The following is a 19337-nucleotide window of genomic DNA, read 5'->3' on the forward strand; positions in this document are numbered from 1 at the left end:
GCCGCGCCGGGGGGCGAAGCCGTCCCGCCGCCCCCCCCCACTTTTTTTCTCTGCCCGTCCCTTACGCCCCCGTCCCCTTTTGGGGGCGGGGCCGGGGGCCCGGGCCCCCCCGACGCGGAGGGGAACATTCCAGCGCGACCGGTCGCACCGTGGCGTACTGCCCTGGTGCACAAGCCGGTTGTGCGCGTTTGTGCGCCGACTACGAGACTTCCTGCGCCTGTTCGCGCACCCGCTCGGCGACCTGTGGCGGCATCGGCTCGTGCCGCGCGTACGTGCGGTTGAAGCGCGCGGTGCCGTGCGACAGCGACCGCAGGTCGACGGCGTACCGGCCGATCTCGATCTCGGGCACCTCCGCCCGGACGAGGGTGCGCCCGGTGCTCACCTGTTCGGTGCCGAGCACCCGGCCGCGCCGCCCGGACAGATCGCTCATCACCGCGCCCACGTAGTCGTCGCCGACCAGGACGGTCACCTCGGCCACCGGCTCCAGCAGGTGGATCCTCGCGTCGGACGCGGCCTCCCGCAGCGCGAGCGCGCCCGCCGTCTGGAAGGCGGCGTCGGAGGAGTCCACCGAGTGCGCCTTGCCGTCCAGCAGCGTGACCCGGATGTCGACGAGGGGGTGTCCCGCCGCGATGCCTCTGGCGGCCTGGGCCCGGACGCCTTTCTCCACCGACGGGATGAACTGCCGGGGCACCGCACCGCCGATCACCTTGTCGACGAACTCGATGCCGGAGCCGCCCGGCAGCGGTTCGATCTCGATCTCGCAGATGGCGAACTGCCCGTGCCCGCCGGACTGCTTCACATGCCGTCCGCGCCCGGCGGACCGGCCGGCGAACGTCTCCCGCAGGGAGACCTTGTACGGCACGACGTCGACCTGGACGCCGTACCGGCTGCGCAGCCGTTCCAGGGCCACGTCCGCGTGGGCCTCCCCGAGGCACCAAAGGACCACCTGGTGGGTGTCCTGGTTCTGTTCCAGACGCATCGTCGGGTCCTCGGCGACCAGCCGCCCCAGCCCCTGCGAGAGCTTGTCCTCGTCGGCCTTGCTGTGCGCCTCGATCGCCAGCGGCAGCAGCGGGTCGGGCATCTGCCACGGCTCCATCAACAGCGGGTCGTCCTTGGCCGAGAGGGTGTCCCCGGTCTCCGCGCGGCTCAGCTTCGCCACGCACGCGAGGTCGCCCGCGATGCACTGCGACAGCACCCGTTGCTGCTTGCCGAACGGCGCGGACAGGGCGCCGATCCGTTCGTCGACGTCGTGGTCCTCGTGGCCGCGGTCCGCCAGCCCGTGCCCGGAGACGTGGATCGTCTCGTCGGGACGCAGGGTGCCGGAGAAGACGCGGACCAGGGAGACCCGGCCGACGTACGGGTCGGACGCCGTCTTCACCACCTCGGCGACGAGCGGCCCGCCGGGATCGCACGGTGTCAGCTCGCGCTCCCTGCCGTCGATGGTGGTGACCCGCGGCGCCGCGCGCTCCAGAGGCGTCGGGAAGCCCCTGGTGATCAGTTCGAGCAGCTCGACCGTGCCGATGCCCTGCCGGGCGCCCTCGGCCGCGGGGGCGGCGGCCAGCACGGGGAAGAACGTCCCGCGCGCGACGGCCCGCTCCAGGTCCTCCACCAGCGTCTTGACGTCGATCTCCGCGCCGCCGAGGTAGCGGTCCATGAGGGTCTCGTCCTCGCTCTCGGAGATGATCCCCTCGATCAGCCGGTTGCGGGCCTCCTCGAGCCCCGGCAGCGCGTCCGGCCCCGGCTCGGACTCCTCGCGCTCCCCGGAGGAGTAGTCGAACAGCTTCTGCGACAGCAGCCCGGTCAGTCCGGTCACGGGCGCGTGCCCGTCCGGCGCCGCCGGGCCGTGCAGCGGCAGGTACAGCGGCAGCACCGCGTCGGGGTCGTCCCCGCCGAAGGCCTCCGCGCAGATCCGCGTCATCTCCACGAAGTCGGCCCGGGCCGACTCCAGGTGCGTGACGACGATCGCGCGCGGCATGCCGACGGCCGCGCACTCCTCCCACACCATGCGGGTCGAGCCGTCCACCCCGTCAGAGGCCGAGACGACGAAGAGGGCCGCGTCCGCCGCGCGCAGACCGGCCCTGAGTTCGCCGACGAAGTCGGCGTATCCGGGGGTGTCCAGCAGATTGATCTTGATGCCGTCCCATTCGACGGGCACCAGGGACAACTGCACCGAGCGCTGCTGCCGGTGTTCGATGTCGTCGTAGTCGGAGACGGTGCCGCCGTCCTCCACACGGCCCGCCCGGTTCACCGCTCCCGCGGTCAGCGCGAGAGCCTCCACCAGAGTCGTCTTGCCCGATCCGCAGTGGCCGACCAGCACCACATTCCGTACGGACGCGGGATGGTCGGCCGCCGTAGCTCTGCCGGCGGCTCCGGGGTGTGCGTTCGCCTTGTCGCCCATGGTCCTGCCTCCCGTGCACGGTGAGGTCACTGTGGGCGCGGGCATCCCGGATCCGCGTGCGGTGGCGGCTCCGATGGCGCCCGCGGTCCTTCGAGCTTTCCACTCCTGTCACGGTGCGTCCATACGGCGGACGCGATCCTGCCACCCGGCCGGGGTGGCGGATCCGCGACCGGGCCGTGACCCGTATGCCGTCAGGACGTGACACGGCCCATGGGTGCCCGCCCGTCGCAGATGAGCGCGCGTGGCTACGATGGGCCAGCCGGTGGCCAGCAGGGGCCGCTCGGCCACACCGACCCTCGGGAAGGCCATGCTGAACAAGTACGCGCGTGCATTCTTCACGCGTGTCCTCACACCGTTCGCCGCGTTTCTCATCCGTCGGGGCGTGAGCCCCGACACGGTCACGCTGATCGGTACCGCCGGCGTGATGGCGGGCGCGCTGGTCTTCTACCCGCGGGGCGAGTTCTTCTGGGGCACGATCGTCATCACCCTGTTCGTGTTCTCCGACCTCGTCGACGGCAACATGGCCCGCCAGCTGGGGCGCACCAGCCGCTGGGGCGCCTTCCTGGACTCCACGCTCGACCGGGTGGCCGACGGCGCGATCTTCGGCGGCTTCGCGCTCTGGTACGCGGGCAACGGCGACGACAACGTCCTGTGCGCCGTCTCCATCTTCTGCCTGGCCAGCGGGCAGGTGGTGTCGTACACCAAGGCGCGCGGCGAGTCGATCGGCCTTCCGGTCGCCGTCAACGGGCTCGTGGAGCGCGCCGAGCGGCTGGTGGTCTCACTGGTCGCGGCCGGGCTCGCGGGCCTGCACAAGTTCGGCGTGCCCGGCATCCAGTACCTGCTGCCCGTCGCGCTGTGGATCGTCGCCGTCGGCAGCCTCGTCACGCTGATCCAGCGCGTCGTCACGGTCCGCCGGGAGTCCGCGGAGGCGGAGGCGGCGGCGGAGGCGGCCGCGGCCGGGCAGGGGAACACCTCCCGGGGGAGCGGGGCCGCGAAGTGAGCGCCCGGGAGCGGCTGACGGACGCGCTCTACGGCCTCGGCTGGGGCACCGTCAAGAAGCTGCCCGAGCCGGTCGCCGTACGGCTCGGCCGGACCGTCGCCGACCTCGCCTGGAAGCGACGCGGCAAGGGCGTCCAGCGGCTGGAGAGCAACTACGCGCGCGTGGTGCCCGACGCGAGCCCGGAGCGCCTCGCCGAGCTCTCGCGCGCGGGGATGCGCTCGTACCTGCGCTACTGGATGGAGTCCTTCCGGCTGCCGACCTGGAGCGCCGAGCGGATAAGGAACGGCTTCGACCCCCAGGACGTGCACCACCTGACCGACGGACTCGCCTCCGACCGGGGCGTGATCCTCGCGCTGCCGCACATGGCGAACTGGGACCTGGCCGGTGCCTGGGTCACCACCGGGCTGGAGACGCCCTTCACCACGGTCGCCGAGCGCCTGAAGCCGGAGACGCTGTACGACCGCTTCGTCGCCTATCGCGAGGGACTGGGCATGGAGGTCCTGCCGCACAGCGGCGGTACCGCCTTCGGCACGCTCGCCCGGCGACTGCGCGACGGCGGCCTGATCTGCCTGGTCGCCGAGCGCGACCTGTCCGCCTCCGGCGTCGAGGTCAAGTTCTTCGGCGACACGGCCCGGATGCCCGCGGGCCCGGCCCTGCTCGCCCAGCAGACGGGCGCGCTGCTGCTGCCCGTCACGCTCTGGTACGACGACTCACCCGTCATGCGCGGCCGGGTCCATCCCCCGATCGAGGTGCCCGAGACAGGTACGCGCGCCGAGAAGACGTCTGTGATGACACAGGCGCTGGCCGATGCCTTCGCCACCGGGATCGCCGACCATCCGGAGGACTGGCACATGCTGCAACGGCTGTGGCTCGCAGATCTCGACCCCGGGAAGGGGCCCTCGTGAGGATCGGGATCGTCTGCCCGTACTCGTGGGACGTGCCGGGCGGCGTCCAGTTCCACATCCGCGACCTCGCCGCGTACTTCATCCGCCTCGGCCACGAGGTGTCCGTCCTCGCGCCCGCCGACGACGACACCCCGCTGCCGCCGTACGTCGTCTCGGCAGGCCGCGCGGTCCCGGTGCCCTACAACGGCTCGGTGGCCCGGCTGAACTTCGGCTTCCTGAGCGCCGCGCGCGTACGCCGCTGGCTGCACGACGGCGAGTTCGACGTGATCCACATCCACGAGCCGACGTCGCCGTCGCTGGGCCTGCTGGCCTGCTGGGCCGCGCAGGGCCCGATCGTGGCCACCTTCCACACGTCCAACCCGCGCTCCCGGGCCATGATCGCCGCGTACTCGATCCTCCAGGCCGCGCTGGAGAAGATCAGCGCGCGGATCGCCGTGAGCGAGTACGCCCGGCGCACCCTCGTCGAGCACCTCGGCGGGGACGCGGTCGTGATCCCCAACGGCGTCGACGTCGACTTCTTCGCCGACGCCGAACCCAAGCCCGAGTGGCAGGGCGACACGATCGGCTTCATAGGGCGTATCGACGAGCCCCGCAAGGGTCTGCCGGTCCTGATGCGGGCCCTGCCGAAGATCCTCGCCGCCCGCCCGCAGACCAGGCTCCTGATCGCCGGTCGGGGCGACGAGGAGGAGGCGGTGGAGACCCTGCCGAAGGAGCTGCGCTCCCGGGTGGAGTTCCTCGGCATGATCAGCGACGAGGACAAGGCGAGTTTCCTGCGCAGCGTCGACCTGTACGTCGCCCCCAACACCGGCGGCGAGAGCTTCGGCATCATCCTCGTCGAGGCGATGTCGGCCGGCGCCCCGGTCCTCGCCTCCGACCTGGACGCCTTCGCGCAGGTCCTCGACCAGGGGGCGGCGGGCGAGCTGTTCGCCAACGAGGACGCCGACGCGCTGGCCGAGGCGGCGGTACGCCTCCTCGCCGACCCGGCCCGCCTCGCCGAGCTGCGCGAGCGGGGCAGCGCCCATGTCCGGCGGTTCGACTGGTCGACGGTCGGCGCGGACATCCTGTCCGTCTACGAGACGGTCACGGCGGGCGCCGCGGCGGTCGCGGCGGCGGACGACCGGAGCCCGGGCCTGCGAGCACGGCTGGGCTTGGCGCGGGACTGACGGAACGCCGGGCTGCCGCGTGCCGACGGGCGGAAGCGGGAGGACGAGGATCTTCTGCCTGCCTGCCTGCCTGCCTGCCCGTCTGCCGACGGACGTGATGGCGGCGGTCTCCCGTCTGCCGAGGGCGGCTCACTGCCCGCCCGGCTGAGGGCCGCTGTGCGGGCGGGATGGCTGAGAGGCCGCTCCCTGCGCGGACCGTGGGAGGCGGCGGTGCGGACCGTGGGAGGCGGCGGTGCGGGCCGGGGGCCCGCGACCGGACCGGCTCCGGCCGGGCGCCCCCGCGACTGGCCCCGGCCGGGCTTCTGCCGCCGGACCGAGTCGGCCAGGCTTCCGCCATCGGACCGACCCTGCTCGGCCGCCCGCCGCCGGACCGACTCCGGTCGTGCTTCTGCCGCCGGACCGACCTCGGCCGGGCGTCCGCCCCCGCCGGACCGACCCCGCCGGGTGCCCCGTCGCCTGACCGACCTTGCTCGGGCGCCCGCCGCCGGACCGACTCCGGTCGTGCTTCTGCCGCCGGACCGACTTCGGCTGGGCGTCCGCCCCCGCCGGACCGACTCCGGTCGTGCTTCTGCCGCCGGACCGACTTCGGCCGGGCGTCCGCCCCCGCCAGACCGACCCCGCCGGGTGCCCCGTCGCCGGACCGACCTTGCTCGGCCGCCCGCCGCCGGACCGACCCCGCCCCGCCGCCCGCCGCCGGACCGACCCGCCCGCGCAACCAACCGGACAGCCGCCCGAGCATCCGTCGGCCGACAGAGGCGTCAGGCATCCGTGGAGCGGGGCCGGCGCGGCCAGGTGTCCAGGCGGTCCCTCCACGGTGGGTGCCCGTCGTCGCCCCGGTAGCCTTGCCGCCCGTGACCGCAACCCTGATCTGGATCCTCGTCGCCCTCGCGGCGATCGGCCTCTACCTCAGCTGGACCGCGGGCCGGCTCGACCGGCTGCACGCGCGGATCGACGCGGCCCGCGCCGCGCTCGACGCCCAGCTGCTGCGCCGGGCCTCCGTGGCCCAGGAACTGGCGACCTCCGGGGTGCTCGACCCGGCCGCCTCCATCGTGCTGTACGAGGCCGCGCACGCCGCCCGGCAGGCGGAGGAGGAACAGCGCGAGGTCGCCGAGAGCGAGCTGAGCCAGGCGCTGCGCGCCGTCTTCGCGGTTCCGCAGCAGGTGGAGGCAGTGCGCGAGGCACCCGGGGGAGAGGCGGCGGCCCTCGAACTCACGGAGGCCGTACGGCGGGTGCCGATGGCCCGGCGTTTCCACAACGACGCCGTGGGAGCGGCACGCAGGCTCCGGGAGCACCGCAAGGTGCGCTGGTTCCGGCTGGCCGGACACGCCCCCTTCCCCATGGCCTTCGAGATGGACGACGAGCCGCCGAGCGCCCTGACCGACCGCCCGGTCTAGGACCTGTCCGGCCGGTCCGGTCCGAGGGGCCGCGGACAAAAGGATCCACCGGCTTCGCATTGGCCCTTGCTGTGGCCTGGTCCAATCCCGTTTCGTCAGTGCTGCACAAATCCTCTTCACCGAGTGAGGTCACCCCGTGTCCAGCACGATCCCCACCCCCGCCCAGGCCCCCGAGACGGGCACGGCCCGCGTGAAGCGCGGCATGGCCGAGCAGCTCAAGGGCGGCGTGATCATGGACGTCGTCACGCCCGAGCAGGCCAAGATCGCCGAGGACGCGGGCGCCGTCGCCGTCATGGCCCTGGAGCGGGTCCCGGCCGACATCCGCAAGGACGGCGGCGTGGCCCGGATGTCCGACCCGGACATGATCGAGGGCATCATCGACGCCGTCTCGATCCCGGTCATGGCCAAGTCCCGCATCGGCCACTTCGTCGAGGCCCAGGTCCTGCAGTCGCTCGGCGTCGACTACATCGACGAGTCCGAGGTCCTCACCCCGGCCGACGAGGTCAACCACTCCGACAAGTGGGCGTTCACGACCCCCTTCGTCTGCGGCGCCACCAACCTCGGTGAGGCCCTGCGCCGCATCGCCGAGGGTGCCGCGATGATCCGCTCCAAGGGCGAGGCCGGCACCGGCAACGTCGTCGAGGCCGTCCGCCACCTGCGCCAGATCAAGAACGAGATCGCCAGGCTGCGCGGCTACGACAACAACGAGCTGTACGCCGCCGCCAAGGAGCTGCGCGCCCCGTACGAGATCGTCAAGGAGGTCGCCGAGCTCGGCAAGCTCCCGGTCGTGCTGTTCTCCGCCGGTGGTGTCGCCACCCCGGCCGACGCCGCCCTGATGCGTCAGCTCGGCGCCGAGGGCGTCTTCGTCGGCTCCGGCATCTTCAAGTCAGGCGACCCGGCCAAGCGCGCCGCCGCCATCGTGAAGGCCACCACCTTCTACGACGACCCGAAGATCATCGCGGACGCGTCCCGCAACCTGGGCGAGGCCATGGTCGGCATCAACTGCGACACCCTCCCCGAGGCCGAGCGCTACGCCAACCGCGGCTGGTAACCACCCATGAACACTCCTGTCATTGGCGTCCTGGCCCTTCAGGGCGACGTACGGGAGCACCTGATCGCCCTGGCCGCGGCTGATGCCGTGGCCAGGCCGGTTCGGCGCCCTGAAGAGCTCGACGCCGTGGACGGCCTGGTCATCCCCGGTGGCGAGTCCACCACCATCTCCAAGCTGGCCGTCCTCTTCGGCGTGATGGAGCCCCTTCGCGCGCGTGTACGCGGCGGCATGCCGGTCTACGGCACCTGCGCCGGCATGATCATGCTCGCCGACAAGATCCTGGACCCGCGTTCGGGCCAGGAGACCGTCGGCGGCATCGACATGATCGTGCGCCGCAACGCCTTCGGACGTCAGAACGAGTCCTTCGAGGCGGCGGTCGCCGTCGACGGTGTCGAGGGCGATCCTGTAGAGGGCGTCTTCATCCGTGCCCCCTGGGTCGAGTCCGTGGGCGCCGAGGCCGAGGTGCTCGCCGAGCACGAGGGCCACATCGTCGCCGTACGCCAGGGCAACGCGCTCGCCACGTCGTTCCACCCGGAACTGACCGGCGACCACCGCGTGCACGCCCTGTTCGTCGACATGGTGCGCGCGAACCGGACAGCGGAGTCCTTGTAGGATCTCTGGGGTTCGTACAGAGTTGGGTAACGCGAAGGAGACAGGCAGATGTCCGGCCACTCTAAATGGGCTACGACGAAGCACAAGAAGGCCGTGATCGACGCCAAGCGCGGCAAGCTCTTCGCGAAGATGATCAAGAACATCGAAGTCGCGGCCCGTACCGGTGGCGCCGACGTGTCCGGAAACCCGACGCTGTTCGACGCCATCCAGAAGGCCAAGAAGAGCTCGGTCCCGAACAAGAACATCGACTCCGCGGTCAAGCGCGGCGCCGGTCTCGAGGCCGGTGGCGCCGACTACGAGACGATCATGTACGAGGGTTACGGTCCCAACGGTGTCGCGGTGCTCATCGAGTGCCTCACCGACAACCGCAACCGCGCGGCCTCGGACGTCCGCGTCGCCATGACGCGCAACGGCGGCAACATGGCCGACCCGGGCTCCGTCTCGTACCTGTTCAACCGCAAGGGCGTCGTGATCGTGCCCAAGGGTGAGCTGACCGAGGACGACGTCCTGGGCGCCGTGCTCGACGCGGGCGCCGAAGAGGTCAACGACCTCGGCGAGTCCTTCGAGGTCCTCTCCGAGGCCACCGACCTGGTCGCGGTGCGCACCGCGCTCCAGGAGGCCGGCATCGACTACGACTCCGCCGACGCCAACTTCGTCCCGACCATGCAGGTCGAGCTGGACGAGGAGGGCGCCCGGAAGATCTTCAAGTTGATCGACGCCCTGGAGGACAGCGACGACGTGCAGAACGTCTTCGCCAACTTCGACGTCAGCGACGAGGTCATGGCGAAGGTCGACGCCTGATCGCACCGGACAGACGGAACGGCCCGCCGAAGTCTCCTTCGGCGGGCCGTTCGTCATACGGCGTGCGGCGTGCGGCGTCGGATCAGCCGTCGATGCTCTTCACGCTGCCGGCGTGCTTGATGTGGCCCTTGCCGTCGGCGGCGACGGTGGCGGCGCGCATCACGTCGACCCGGCCGTCCTTCCACCAGATGTTGATGGTGGCCTTCTTGTCGCAGATGTTGTGGAAGTAGACGGTGGTCGTCGAAACGCCGTCCGCCCACGACCAGTTGAAGCAGCCGCTGCGGCCGGTGTGCTTGGAGTCGGCCGCCGCCTGCGCGGGAGTCGCGACAGCCAGGCCGGCCAGCAGGACGGACGCCGTCACGGCAACCTTCGCTATGGAACGCATGGATTCCCCGATTTCTCGTGTGATGTGGTCGATGCGAACGTCAGTTCGCTCGAATGCGCACAGTGGTCAGCTGTGCACGTCGCCCTGGAAGCTATAAGTGATCAAGCGTGCGAAGCAATCGAAAAAGGTCGACGACGACCGGGTTTCTGGCGACTTGTCAGATTAATAGGGATCATCTGAAGATGATCTTTTGCCTTTCCTTTAAACATTCCGTGCGGCCGCTGTGGCACCCCGGACCGAGCCCCCGGCCCCGGCGGCCTCGCGTTGTCGGTGCCGCCGGATAGCCTGGCGCAGCAGGACGGACAGGGGCGGGGAGGAGAAGGAGCGCGGTGCGCGTACTCGGTGTGGATCCAGGACTGACCCGATGCGGTGTCGGAGTCGTCGAGGGCGTCGCGGGACGGCCGTTGATGATGTGCGGCGTCGGCGTCGTGCGTACGCCCGCGGACGCGGACCTGGGTCACCGGCTCGTGGCCGTCGAGCAGGGCATCGAGCGGTGGCTGGACGAGTACCGGCCCGAATTCGTCGCCGTGGAGCGGGTGTTCAGCCAGCACAACGTGCGGACGGTGATGGGCACCGCCCAGGCCAGCGCGGTCGCCATGCTCTGTGCGGCCCGGCGCGGCATTCCCGTCGCCCTGCACACCCCCAGCGAGGTCAAGGCCGCCGTCACCGGCAGTGGCCGAGCCGACAAGGCGCAGGTCGGCGCGATGGTGACCCGGCTGCTGCGGCTCGACGCACCGCCCAAGCCCGCCGACGCGGCCGACGCCCTCGCCCTCGCCATCTGCCACATCTGGCGGGCCCCCGCGCAGAACCGACTCCAGCAGGCCGTCGCCCTGCACGCATCGAAAGGCCGTACGGCATGATCGCCTTCGTGAGCGGCACGGTCGCCGCCCTCGCCCCCGACGCCGCGGTGATCGAGGTGGGCGGCGTCGGCATGGCCGTCCAGTGCGCGCCGAACACGCTCTCGACGCTGCGCCTCGGTCAGCCCGCCAAGCTCGCCACCTCCCTCGTCGTACGGGAGGACTCGCTGACGCTGTACGGCTTCGCGGACGACGACGAGCGCCAGGTGTTCGTGCTGTTGCAGACGGCGAGCGGCGTCGGCCCGCGCCTCGCGCAGGCGATGCTCGCCGTGCACACCCCGGACGCCCTGCGCCGGGCCGTCGCCACGGACGACGAGAAGGCCCTCACCGCCGTCCCCGGCATCGGCAAGAAGGGCGCCCAGAAACTCCTGCTGGAACTGAAGGACCGGCTGGGCGCTCCGACTGGCGCACCAGCCGTGGGAGCGGCGGTCACCAGCGGCTGGCGCGACCAGCTGCACGCCGCCCTCATCGGTCTCGGCTACGCGAACCGCGAGGCGGACGAGGCCGTGTCCGCCGTCGCCCCCCAGGCCGAGGCGGGAGGGGGCCCGCCCCAGGTGGGCCAGCTCCTGCGGTCGGCCCTGCAGACGCTGAACCGAGCCCGCTGACCCACCGCGACGGAAACCGCCGAGCGACCGCGCCCCGCACACCCCACGCGGGCCGGCCCGAGCCCGCCGATCCGTAGGCGGCCGGCCCCACCGAGCCACCGCGCATCCACGAGACCCCGAGGCACACTCCATGAACTGGGACGACCCGACCGACGCCTCCGCCGCCGAGCGGCTGGTGGGCCCTGTCGCCGACCGCGACGACCAGGCCGTCGAGGCCGCCCTGCGCCCCAAGGACCTCGGCGAGTTCATCGGCCAGGAGAAGGTCCGCGAACAGCTCGACCTGGTGCTGCGCGCCGCACGCGCGCGCGGCGCCACCGCCGACCACGTGCTGCTCTCCGGCGCCCCCGGCCTAGGCAAGACCACGCTTTCCATGATCATCGCGGCCGAGATGGGTGCCCCCATCCGCATCACCAGCGGCCCCGCCATCCAGCACGCCGGCGACCTCGCCGCGATCCTGTCCTCTCTCCAGGAGGGCGAGGTCCTCTTCCTCGACGAGATCCACCGCATGTCGCGGCCCGCCGAGGAGATGCTCTACATGGCCATGGAGGACTTCCGCGTCGACGTCATCGTCGGCAAGGGCCCAGGCGCCACCGCCATCCCCCTGGAACTGCCCCCCTTCACCCTGGTCGGCGCCACCACGCGCGCGGGCCTGCTGCCGCCCCCCTTGCGCGACCGCTTCGGCTTCACCGCGCACATGGAGTTCTACGCGCCCGCCGAGCTGGAGCGCGTCATCCACCGCTCGGCGAACCTGCTCGACGTCGAGATCGACACCGCCGGCGCCGCCGAGATCGCCGGCCGCTCCCGCGGAACGCCCCGCATCGCCAACCGCCTGCTGCGCCGTGTCCGGGACTACGCGCAGGTCAAGGCCGACGGGTTCATCACGACGGAGATCGCCGCGGCGGCCCTGGCGGTCTACGAGGTCGACGCCCGCGGCCTGGACCGCCTGGACCGGGGTGTCCTGGAGGCACTGCTGAAGCTGTTCGGCGGCGGGCCGGTCGGTCTGTCGACGCTGGCGGTAGCGGTCGGGGAGGAACGTGAGACCGTGGAGGAGGTCGCCGAACCGTTCCTCGTGCGGGAGGGGCTGCTGGCCCGTACCCCCCGCGGACGGGTGGCCACGCCCGCCGCCTGGGCGCACCTCGGGCTCACTCCGCCCCGCTCCTCAACCGCGGGAAACGGACAAGGGGACCTGTTCGGGGCGTGACGGCGGGGGACAGTGGCCGGGTCTGGAACCCAGGTGCCATGCTGAGCGTTGTTCCATGCACGCGGACTCGCTTAGACTCCGCCGATGCCGCCTCTGACAGGCGGTACACATACCCCCAACCATCAGGCCGCTCACCACCCGCGGTCGTGTGAAGGAAGTTCCGACCCGTGAGTCTCGTGACCCTCCTCCCGTTCATCGTGCTCATCGGGGCCATGTTCCTGATGACCCGGTCGGCCAAGAAGAAGCAGCAGCAGGCTGCGCAGATGCGCAACGATATGCAGCCCGGCAGCGGCATCCGCACCATCGGGGGCATGTACGCGACGGTCAAGGAGGTCAACGAGGACACGGTCCTCGTCGACGCCGGCCCGGGTGTGGATCTGCTCTTCGCGAAGAACGCCATCGGTGCGGTCCTGACCGACGACGAGTACAACCGCATCGTCCACGGCGTCGAGCACGACCTGAAGTCCGACACCACGGTCGTCCCGGACAACGCTTCCTCCCTCACCGAGGCCGACGAGCCCGCCGACGAAGCTGCCGCCGTCTCCGGCGACAAGTCCGTCGACCTCGGCAAGAAGGACGCGACCGAGGAGCCGTCCGGCGAGGCCGCCGACGCCGCCGAGGCCAAGACGGACGAAGAGCCGAAGAAGACCGACGGCGACACCGACGCGAAGTAGGCGCCACCCGGGACACGCGCGGGACTCGTCCGCGCGCCCCGGGCACGCGCATCTCGCAGCGGGTCCCGACACCATGTCATGGCCACTGCCGCGCTGACCCGGCGCGGAGCGGCCCGAGAGGGAGTACGAGAAGGTGGCAGCACCTAAGAAGGGCCGGAGCGCGAGCGCCCAGAGCAAGCCGGGGCGCTCGCTGGCCCTGATCCTGATCGCCATCGCGGCGCTCACCGGGGGGATGTTCGCCTCCGGGCACACCACTCCGCGTCTCGGCATCGACCTGGCCGGCGGTACGAGCATCACGCTCCAGGCGGTCCCCGAGCCGGGCCAGGAATCCGCGATCAACAAGACCAACATGGACACCGCGGTCGACATCATGAACCGCCGTGTCAATGGTCTTGGTGTCTCGGAGACCGAGGTCCAGACGCAGGGCACGCGGAACATCATCGTCAACATCCCCAAGGGCACGAACTCCGAGGAGGCCCGTCAGCAGGTCGGCACCACGGCCAAGCTGTACTTCCGGCCGGTCATCGCGACGGAGGTCTCCGGCGCCGCCGCGACGGCCAGCCCGTCGCCGAGCGCCTCCGGCAGTCCTTCGAGCAAGGCGACCGACAAGGCGACCTCGTCCGCGTCTCCCTCCGGCTCCTCGACCCCGTCGGCGACCGCCACCTCGCAGGGACGAGCGGTCACCGACGCCCTGAAGGCCGACTCCACGCCGTCGCCGAGCGGCTCGGCCTCCGGCAGCGCCTCCGCCACCCCGTCCCCCAGCGGCTCCGCCGACGCGGCGGCCGCGAAGCTGCAGGCGCAGTACGCCGCGCTGGACTGCACGAAGGCGACGGACCGGGCCGACGCCGGCAAGGGTTCCAAGCCCGAGGACACGACCCTCGCGTGCGGCAAGAACTCGCAGAACCAGTGGCAGAAGTACGTGCTCGGTCCGGCCCAGGTCGACGGCACGGACGTGAAGAAGGCCCAGGCCATCTTCAACACCCAGACCGCCGCGGGCTGGACCGTCACGATGGACTTCACGTCCAAGGGCGCCAAGAAGTTCGCGGACGTCACCGGCCAGCTGGCCAAGCAGCAGGCCCCGCAGAACCAGTTCGCCATCGTCCTCGACGGTGACGTCGTCTCCGACCCGTACGTCAGCCAGGCGCTGACCGGCGGCAACGCGGAGATCTCCGGCAGCTTCGACCAGGCGGAGGCCCAGAGCCTCGCCAACATGCTGTCGTACGGCGCGCTCCCGCTGACCTTCAAGGAGGCGAGCGTCACCACGGTGACCGCCGCCCTCGGTGGCGACCAGCTGCACGCCGGTCTGATCGCCGGCGCCATCGGCCTCGCGCTGGTCGTCATCTACCTGGTGTTCTACTACCGGGGTCTGTCGCTCATCGCGATCGCCTCGCTGCTGGTCTCCGCGGTGCTCACGTACGTGATCATGGCGCTGCTCGGCCCGACCATCCACTTCGCGCTGAACCTGCCGGCGGTCTGTGGTGCGATCGTCGCGATCGGTATCACCGCGGACTCGTTCATCGTGTTCTTCGAACGCATAAGGGACGAGATCCGCGAGGGCCGCACGCTGCGCCCCGCCGTCGAGCGGGCCTGGCCGCGTGCCCGGCGCACCATCCTGGTCTCCGACTTCGTGTCGTTCCTGGCCGCCGCGGTGCTCTTCATCGTCACCGTCGGCAAGGTCCAGGGCTTCGCGTTCACGCTCGGTCTGACCACCCTGCTCGACGTGGTCGTCGTCTTCCTGTTCACCAAGCCGCTGATGACGATCCTGGCCCGCAGGAAGTTCTTCTCGAACGGTCACAGCTGGTCCGGCCTCGACCCCAAGCGACTGGGTGCAAAGCCGCCGCTGCGCGGCACCCGCCGTCCCTCCGCCCCCGCCGAGACGAAGGAGGCGTGAGATGTCGAAGCTCGGCAACCTTGGCGCCCGACTGCACCGTGGCGAGGTCGGTTACGACTTCGTCGGCAACCGCAAGATCTGGTACGGCATCTCGATCCTGATCACCATCACGGCCATCCTCGGCCTGACGGTGCGCGGCCTGAACATGGGCATCGAGTTCGAGGGCGGTGCCGTCTTCACCACCCCGAAGACCAGCGTCTCGGTCTCGCAGGCGGAGACGTACGCGGAGCAGGCGTCCGGCCACCAGGCGGTCGTTCAGCGGCTCGGCGGCGGCGAGCTGCGCATCCAGATCTCCGGCGTGGACACCGGCAAGTCCAACGGGGTCAAGACCGCCCTGTCCAAGGACCTCAAGGTTCCCGCGGAGGAGATCGCCGCGGACCTGGTCGGTCCCAGCTGGGGTGACCAGATCGCCGCCAAGGCCTGGCAAGGCCTTGTGATCTTCATGATCCTGGTCGTGATCTACCTCGCCATCGCCTTCGAATGGCGCATGGCCATCGCCGCGCTGGTCGCGCTGATCCACGACATCACCATCACGGTCGGCATCTACGCCCTGGTCGGCTTCGAGGTCACGCCCGGTACGGTCATCGGTCTGCTGACGATCCTCGGTTATTCGCTCTACGACACGGTCGTCGTCTTCGACAGCCTCAAGGAGCAGACGAAGGACATCACCAAGCAGACCCGCTGGACGTACAGCGACGTCGCCAACCGCTCGATCAACAGCACCCTGGTCCGCTCCATCAACACCACGGTGGTCGCGCTGCTGCCGGTCGCGGGCCTGCTGTTCATCGGTGGCGGTGTGCTCGGCGCGGGCACGCTCAACGACATCTCGCTGTCGCTGTTCGTCGGCCTCGCGGCCGGTGCGTACTCCTCGATCTTCATCGCCACGCCGCTCGTCGCCGACCTCAAGGAGCGCGAGCCGCAGATGAAGGCCCTCAGGAAGCGGGTCATGGCCAAGCGCGCCCAGGCCGCCGCCGAGGAGGAGCTCGCCGGGACCCGGTCCGTCGGTCTGGACCCGGACGAGCCGGACGACGCCGCCGCGGTCGTCGGCCCGCGCAGCCAGCCCGCGTCCCGCAACCGGGGCCGTGGCCGACCGTCGGGGAAGCGCCGATGACCGAGCTCACCGACATCACGGACCTGCTGCTCAGCAGGATCCGTGATGTGCCGGACCATCCGGAGCCGGGCGTGGTGTTCAAGGACATCACCCCGCTGCTGGCGGACCCGGTGGCGTTCAGCGCGCTCACCGACGCCTTCGCGGGCATCGCCGAGCGCACCGGCGCCACGAAGATCGTCGGCCTGGAGGCCCGGGGCTTCATCCTCGGCGCCCCCGTCGCCGTCCGAGCGCGCCTCGGCTTCATCCCCGTACGCAAGGCGGGCAAGCTCCCCGGAGCCACCCTCAGCCAGGCGTACGACCTGGAGTACGGCTCCGCCGAGATCGAGGTGCACGCCGAGGACCTCAGCGCACAGGACCGTGTGCTGATCGTCGACGACGTGCTCGCCACCGGTGGTACCGCCGAGGCCTCGATCCAGCTGATCCGCCGCGCGGGCGCCGAGGTAGTGGGTGCCGCCGTGCTGATGGAGCTCGGTTTCCTCGCCGGCCGCCCCCGCCTGGAGGCCGCCCTGAACGGGGCCCCGCTGGAGGCACTGCTCACCGTCTGACCGGCGCTGCAAGGCAGCGAGGCGGGCCCGGAGGAATCCGGCGCCCGCCTCTTGCGTTGCACCTGTGCAAGCCCCTCACATCGGGCTGAAGGCGATCCCGCGGCCGAGGATCGCTACGATGGGTGCTCCGGAGCCTGACCGGGGGACCCGGACCGCGCACGAGGAGTCCTCTTGGCAGATGAGGCCCAGCACCTGACCGCCGCCAAGCCCGAGCCCGCCCCGGGCCCCGCGGCGACGCCCGCGCCGCATGCGAAGAACGACGCTCGTGGGCCGGTCGAACACGACCGCTCCGCGCCCGCCGACAAGCCGGCCGAGGCCTCGCGCCCCAAGCCGGCGGTGCCCGAGCGCGCCGCGAGCGCGTCCGCCGCGCGCCCGACGTCCGGCCAGCCCGGCCGCTCCGGCTCCTCCAACCGCGTCCGTGCCCGCCTCGCCCGCCTCGGCGTCCAGCGCGCCAACCCCTACAACCCGGTCCTGGAGCCGCTGCTGCGCATAGTGCGCAGCAACGACCCGAAGATCGAGACCTCGACGCTGCGGCAGATCGAGAAGGCCTACCAGGTCGCCGAGCGCTGGCACCGCGGGCAGAAGCGCAAGAGCGGCGACCCGTACATCACGCACCCGCTCGCCGTGACCACCATCCTCGCCGAGCTGGGCATGGACCCGGCCACCCTGATGGCAGGCCTGCTGCACGACACCGTCGAGGACACCGAGTACGGCCTGGAACAGCTGCGCCGCGACTTCGGCGACACCGTGGCCCTGCTCGTCGACGGCGTCACCAAGCTGGACAAGGTCAAGTTCGGCGAGGCCGCCCAGGCCGAGACCGTCCGGAAGATGGTCGTCGCGATGGCCAAGGACCCGCGCGTCCTGGTCATCAAGCTCGCGGACCGGCTGCACAACATGCGCACCATGCGCTATCTCAAGCGCGAGAAGCAGGAGAAGAAGGCGCGCGAGACCCTGGAGATCTACGCGCCGCTGGCTCATCGCCTGGGTATGAACACCATCAAGTGGGAGCTGGAGGACCTCGCCTTCGCGATTCTCTACCCCAAGATGTACGACGAGATCGTACGGCTGGTGGCCGAAAGGGCACCGAAGCGTGACGAGTATCTGGCCATAGTGACCGACGAGGTCCAGTCCGACCTGCGCGCCGCCCGCATCAAGGCGACCGTCACCGGCCGGCCGAAGCACTACTACAGCGTCTACCAGAAGATGATCGTCCGCGGCCGTGACTTCGCGGAGATCTACGACCTGGTGGGCATCCGCGTCCTCGTGGACACCGTCCGCGACTGCTACGCGGCCCTCGGCACGGTGCACGCGCGATGGAACCCGGTCCCCGGCCGGTTCAAGGACTACATCGCGATGCCCAAGTTCAACATGTACCAGTCGCTGCACACGACGGTCATCGGCCCCAACGGCAAGCCGGTCGAACTGCAGATCCGCACCTTCGACATGCACCGCCGTGCCGAGTACGGCATCGCCGCGCACTGGAAGTACAAGCAGGAGGCCGTGGCCGGCGCCTCCAAGGTGCGCTCGGACGCGCCCAAGAGCACCGGCAAGGACGACCACCTCAACGACATGGCGTGGCTGCGGCAACTGCTCGACTGGCAGAAGGAGACCGAGGACCCGGGCGAGTTCCTGGAGTCGCTGCGCTTCGACCTGTCGCGCAACGAGGTCTTCGTCTTCACGCCCAAGGGCGACGTGATAGCGCTGCCCGCCGGCGCCACTCCCGTGGACTTCTCGTACGCGGTGCACACCGAGGTGGGCCACCGCACCATAGGAGCCCGCGTCAACGGGCGTCTCGTACCGCTGGAATCGACCCTGGACAACGGCGACCTGGTCGAGGTCTTCACGTCCAAGGCGGCCGGTGCCGGACCGTCCCGGGACTGGCTGAACTTCGTCAAGTCGCCCCGGGCCCGCAACAAGATCCGGGCGTGGTTCTCCAAGGAGCGCCGTGACGAGGCGATCGAGCAGGGCAAGGACGCCATCGCCCGCGCGATGCGCAAGCAGAACCTGCCGATCCAGCGGATCCTGACGGGCGACTCACTCGTCACGCTCGCGCACGAGATGCGCTACCCCGACATCTCGTCGCTGTACGCGGCGATCGGCGAGGGTCATGTCGCCGCGCAGAACGTCGTACAGAAGCTCGTCCAGGCACTCGGCGGTGAGGAGGCCGCCACCGAGGAGATCGACGAGAGCGTGCCGCCCGCGCGCGGCCGCGGCCGCAAGCGCCGCTCCAACGCCGACCCCGGCGTGGTGGTCAAGGGCGTCGACGACGTGTGGGTCAAGCTGGCCCGCTGCTGTACGCCGGTTCCTGGCGACCCGATCATCGGCTTCGTGACACGTGGGAGCGGAGTATCGGTTCACCGCAGCGACTGCGTCAACGTGGAGTCACTGTCGCGCGAACCGGAGCGCATCCTCGAGGTCGAGTGGGCGCCCACGCAGTCCTCCGTCTTCCTGGTCGCCATCCAGGTCGAGGCGCTGGACCGCTCCCGGCTCCTCTCGGACGTCACGCGGGTGCTGTCGGACCAGCACGTCAACATCCTCTCCGCGGCCGTCCAGACCTCCCGCGACCGCGTCGCCACCTCCCGCTTCACCTTCGAGATGGGCGACCCGAAGCACCTCGGGCACGTCCTGAAGGCGGTCAGGGGAGTGGAGGGCGTCTACGACGTCTACCGGGTCACCTCGGCCCGCCGGCCGTAGCGACCGGCCCACGCACGCGAGAGGCCCCCGTACACCGCGTACGCGGGCCT

Annotated in this window: 17 protein-coding genes; 15 read left to right on the forward strand and 2 right to left on the reverse strand. The window is 70.9% G+C overall.

The genetic code is table 11. The features are described from left to right. Positions 1–199 precede the first annotated feature (199 nt). Positions 200–2398, reverse strand: a complete 2199-nt coding sequence (locus ACFV0T_RS30040) for an elongation factor G-like protein EF-G2 (protein ID WP_385785758.1) — start codon at positions 2396–2398, stop codon at positions 200–202. Positions 2399–2648: 250 nt separating this feature from the next. On the opposite strand from ACFV0T_RS30040, the gene pgsA reads away from it, so the two are divergent. The 7 genes from pgsA (at position 2649) to ACFV0T_RS30075 (ending at position 9324) form a co-directional block, all read left to right on the forward strand. Then, positions 2649–3398 carry a phosphatidylinositol phosphate synthase gene (gene pgsA / locus ACFV0T_RS30045; RefSeq protein WP_385785808.1) on the forward strand — a complete coding sequence of 250 codons (750 nt, stop codon included), beginning with the start codon at positions 2649–2651 and terminating at the stop codon, positions 3396–3398. Beyond that, positions 3395–4303, forward strand: coding sequence for a phosphatidylinositol mannoside acyltransferase (locus tag ACFV0T_RS30050; protein WP_385785760.1), 909 nt, complete (start codon positions 3395–3397; stop codon positions 4301–4303). Before pgsA ends, ACFV0T_RS30050 begins: the two co-directional genes overlap by 4 nt. Next, positions 4300–5466: a glycosyltransferase family 4 protein gene (locus ACFV0T_RS30055; protein WP_385785763.1), complete on the forward strand. Its 1167-nt coding sequence runs from the start codon at positions 4300–4302 to the stop codon at positions 5464–5466. Before ACFV0T_RS30050 ends, ACFV0T_RS30055 begins: the two co-directional genes overlap by 4 nt. An 851-nt stretch (positions 5467–6317) precedes the next feature. Further along, positions 6318–6860, forward strand: coding sequence for a hypothetical protein (locus tag ACFV0T_RS30060; RefSeq protein ID WP_385785766.1), 543 nt, complete (start codon positions 6318–6320; stop codon positions 6858–6860). A 136-nt stretch (positions 6861–6996) separates the two neighbouring features. Continuing rightward, complete coding sequence (gene pdxS, locus ACFV0T_RS30065) at positions 6997–7911, forward strand: pyridoxal 5'-phosphate synthase lyase subunit PdxS (RefSeq protein ID WP_385785768.1); 915 nt, start codon at positions 6997–6999, stop codon at positions 7909–7911. 6 nt (positions 7912–7917) lie between these two features. Further along, a complete protein-coding gene (gene pdxT / locus ACFV0T_RS30070) occupies positions 7918–8523 on the forward strand; it encodes a pyridoxal 5'-phosphate synthase glutaminase subunit PdxT (RefSeq protein WP_385785771.1) in 606 nt (201 codons plus the stop codon). A gap of 48 nt (positions 8524–8571) precedes the next feature. Then, on the forward strand, positions 8572–9324 hold the full coding sequence (locus ACFV0T_RS30075) for a YebC/PmpR family DNA-binding transcriptional regulator (protein ID WP_385785774.1): 753 nt from the start codon (positions 8572–8574) through the stop codon (positions 9322–9324). Between the two features lie 82 nt (positions 9325–9406). Here ACFV0T_RS30075 and ACFV0T_RS30080 read toward each other — a convergent pair whose 3' ends face one another. Further along, the gene (locus ACFV0T_RS30080) at positions 9407–9709 is read right to left on the reverse strand and encodes a hypothetical protein (protein WP_385785777.1); all 303 of its coding nucleotides are present in this window, start codon (positions 9707–9709) and stop codon (positions 9407–9409) included. 329 nt (positions 9710–10038) lie between these two features. Between ACFV0T_RS30080 and ruvC the strand changes: the two genes are divergently transcribed. From ruvC to ACFV0T_RS30120, 8 genes are all read left to right on the forward strand, one after another. Beyond that, entirely contained in the window at positions 10039–10569 is a 531-nt protein-coding gene (ruvC, locus tag ACFV0T_RS30085; protein WP_385785779.1) for a crossover junction endodeoxyribonuclease RuvC, read from the forward strand. Beyond that, positions 10566–11171, forward strand: a complete 606-nt coding sequence (ruvA, locus tag ACFV0T_RS30090) for a Holliday junction branch migration protein RuvA (RefSeq protein ID WP_385785781.1) — start codon at positions 10566–10568, stop codon at positions 11169–11171. Before ruvC ends, ruvA begins: the two co-directional genes overlap by 4 nt. Positions 11172–11301: 130 nt before the next feature. Then, the gene (ruvB, locus tag ACFV0T_RS30095) at positions 11302–12372 is read left to right on the forward strand and encodes a Holliday junction branch migration DNA helicase RuvB (RefSeq protein ID WP_385785784.1); all 1071 of its coding nucleotides are present in this window, start codon (positions 11302–11304) and stop codon (positions 12370–12372) included. Positions 12373–12539: 167 nt separating this feature from the next. Beyond that, complete coding sequence (yajC, locus tag ACFV0T_RS30100; RefSeq protein ID WP_385785787.1) at positions 12540–13046, forward strand: preprotein translocase subunit YajC; 507 nt, start codon at positions 12540–12542, stop codon at positions 13044–13046. Between the two features lie 133 nt (positions 13047–13179). Beyond that, positions 13180–14937, forward strand: coding sequence for a protein translocase subunit SecD (gene secD / locus ACFV0T_RS30105; RefSeq protein WP_385785790.1), 1758 nt, complete (start codon positions 13180–13182; stop codon positions 14935–14937). Position 14938: 1 nt separating this feature from the next. Continuing rightward, a complete protein-coding gene (gene secF, locus ACFV0T_RS30110) occupies positions 14939–16048 on the forward strand; it encodes a protein translocase subunit SecF (RefSeq protein WP_385785793.1) in 1110 nt (369 codons plus the stop codon). After that, positions 16045–16593 carry an adenine phosphoribosyltransferase gene (locus ACFV0T_RS30115; protein ID WP_385785795.1) on the forward strand — a complete coding sequence of 183 codons (549 nt, stop codon included), beginning with the start codon at positions 16045–16047 and terminating at the stop codon, positions 16591–16593. The genes secF and ACFV0T_RS30115 overlap by 4 nt, the downstream gene beginning before the upstream one ends. A 171-nt stretch (positions 16594–16764) precedes the next feature. Continuing rightward, positions 16765–19287, forward strand: a complete 2523-nt coding sequence (locus tag ACFV0T_RS30120; RefSeq protein ID WP_385785798.1) for a RelA/SpoT family protein — start codon at positions 16765–16767, stop codon at positions 19285–19287. Positions 19288–19337 lie beyond the last annotated feature (50 nt).

It is taken from the genome of Streptomyces sp. NPDC059582, from assembly GCF_042735715.1.
Taxonomy (GTDB): domain Bacteria; phylum Actinomycetota; class Actinomycetes; order Streptomycetales; family Streptomycetaceae; genus Streptomyces.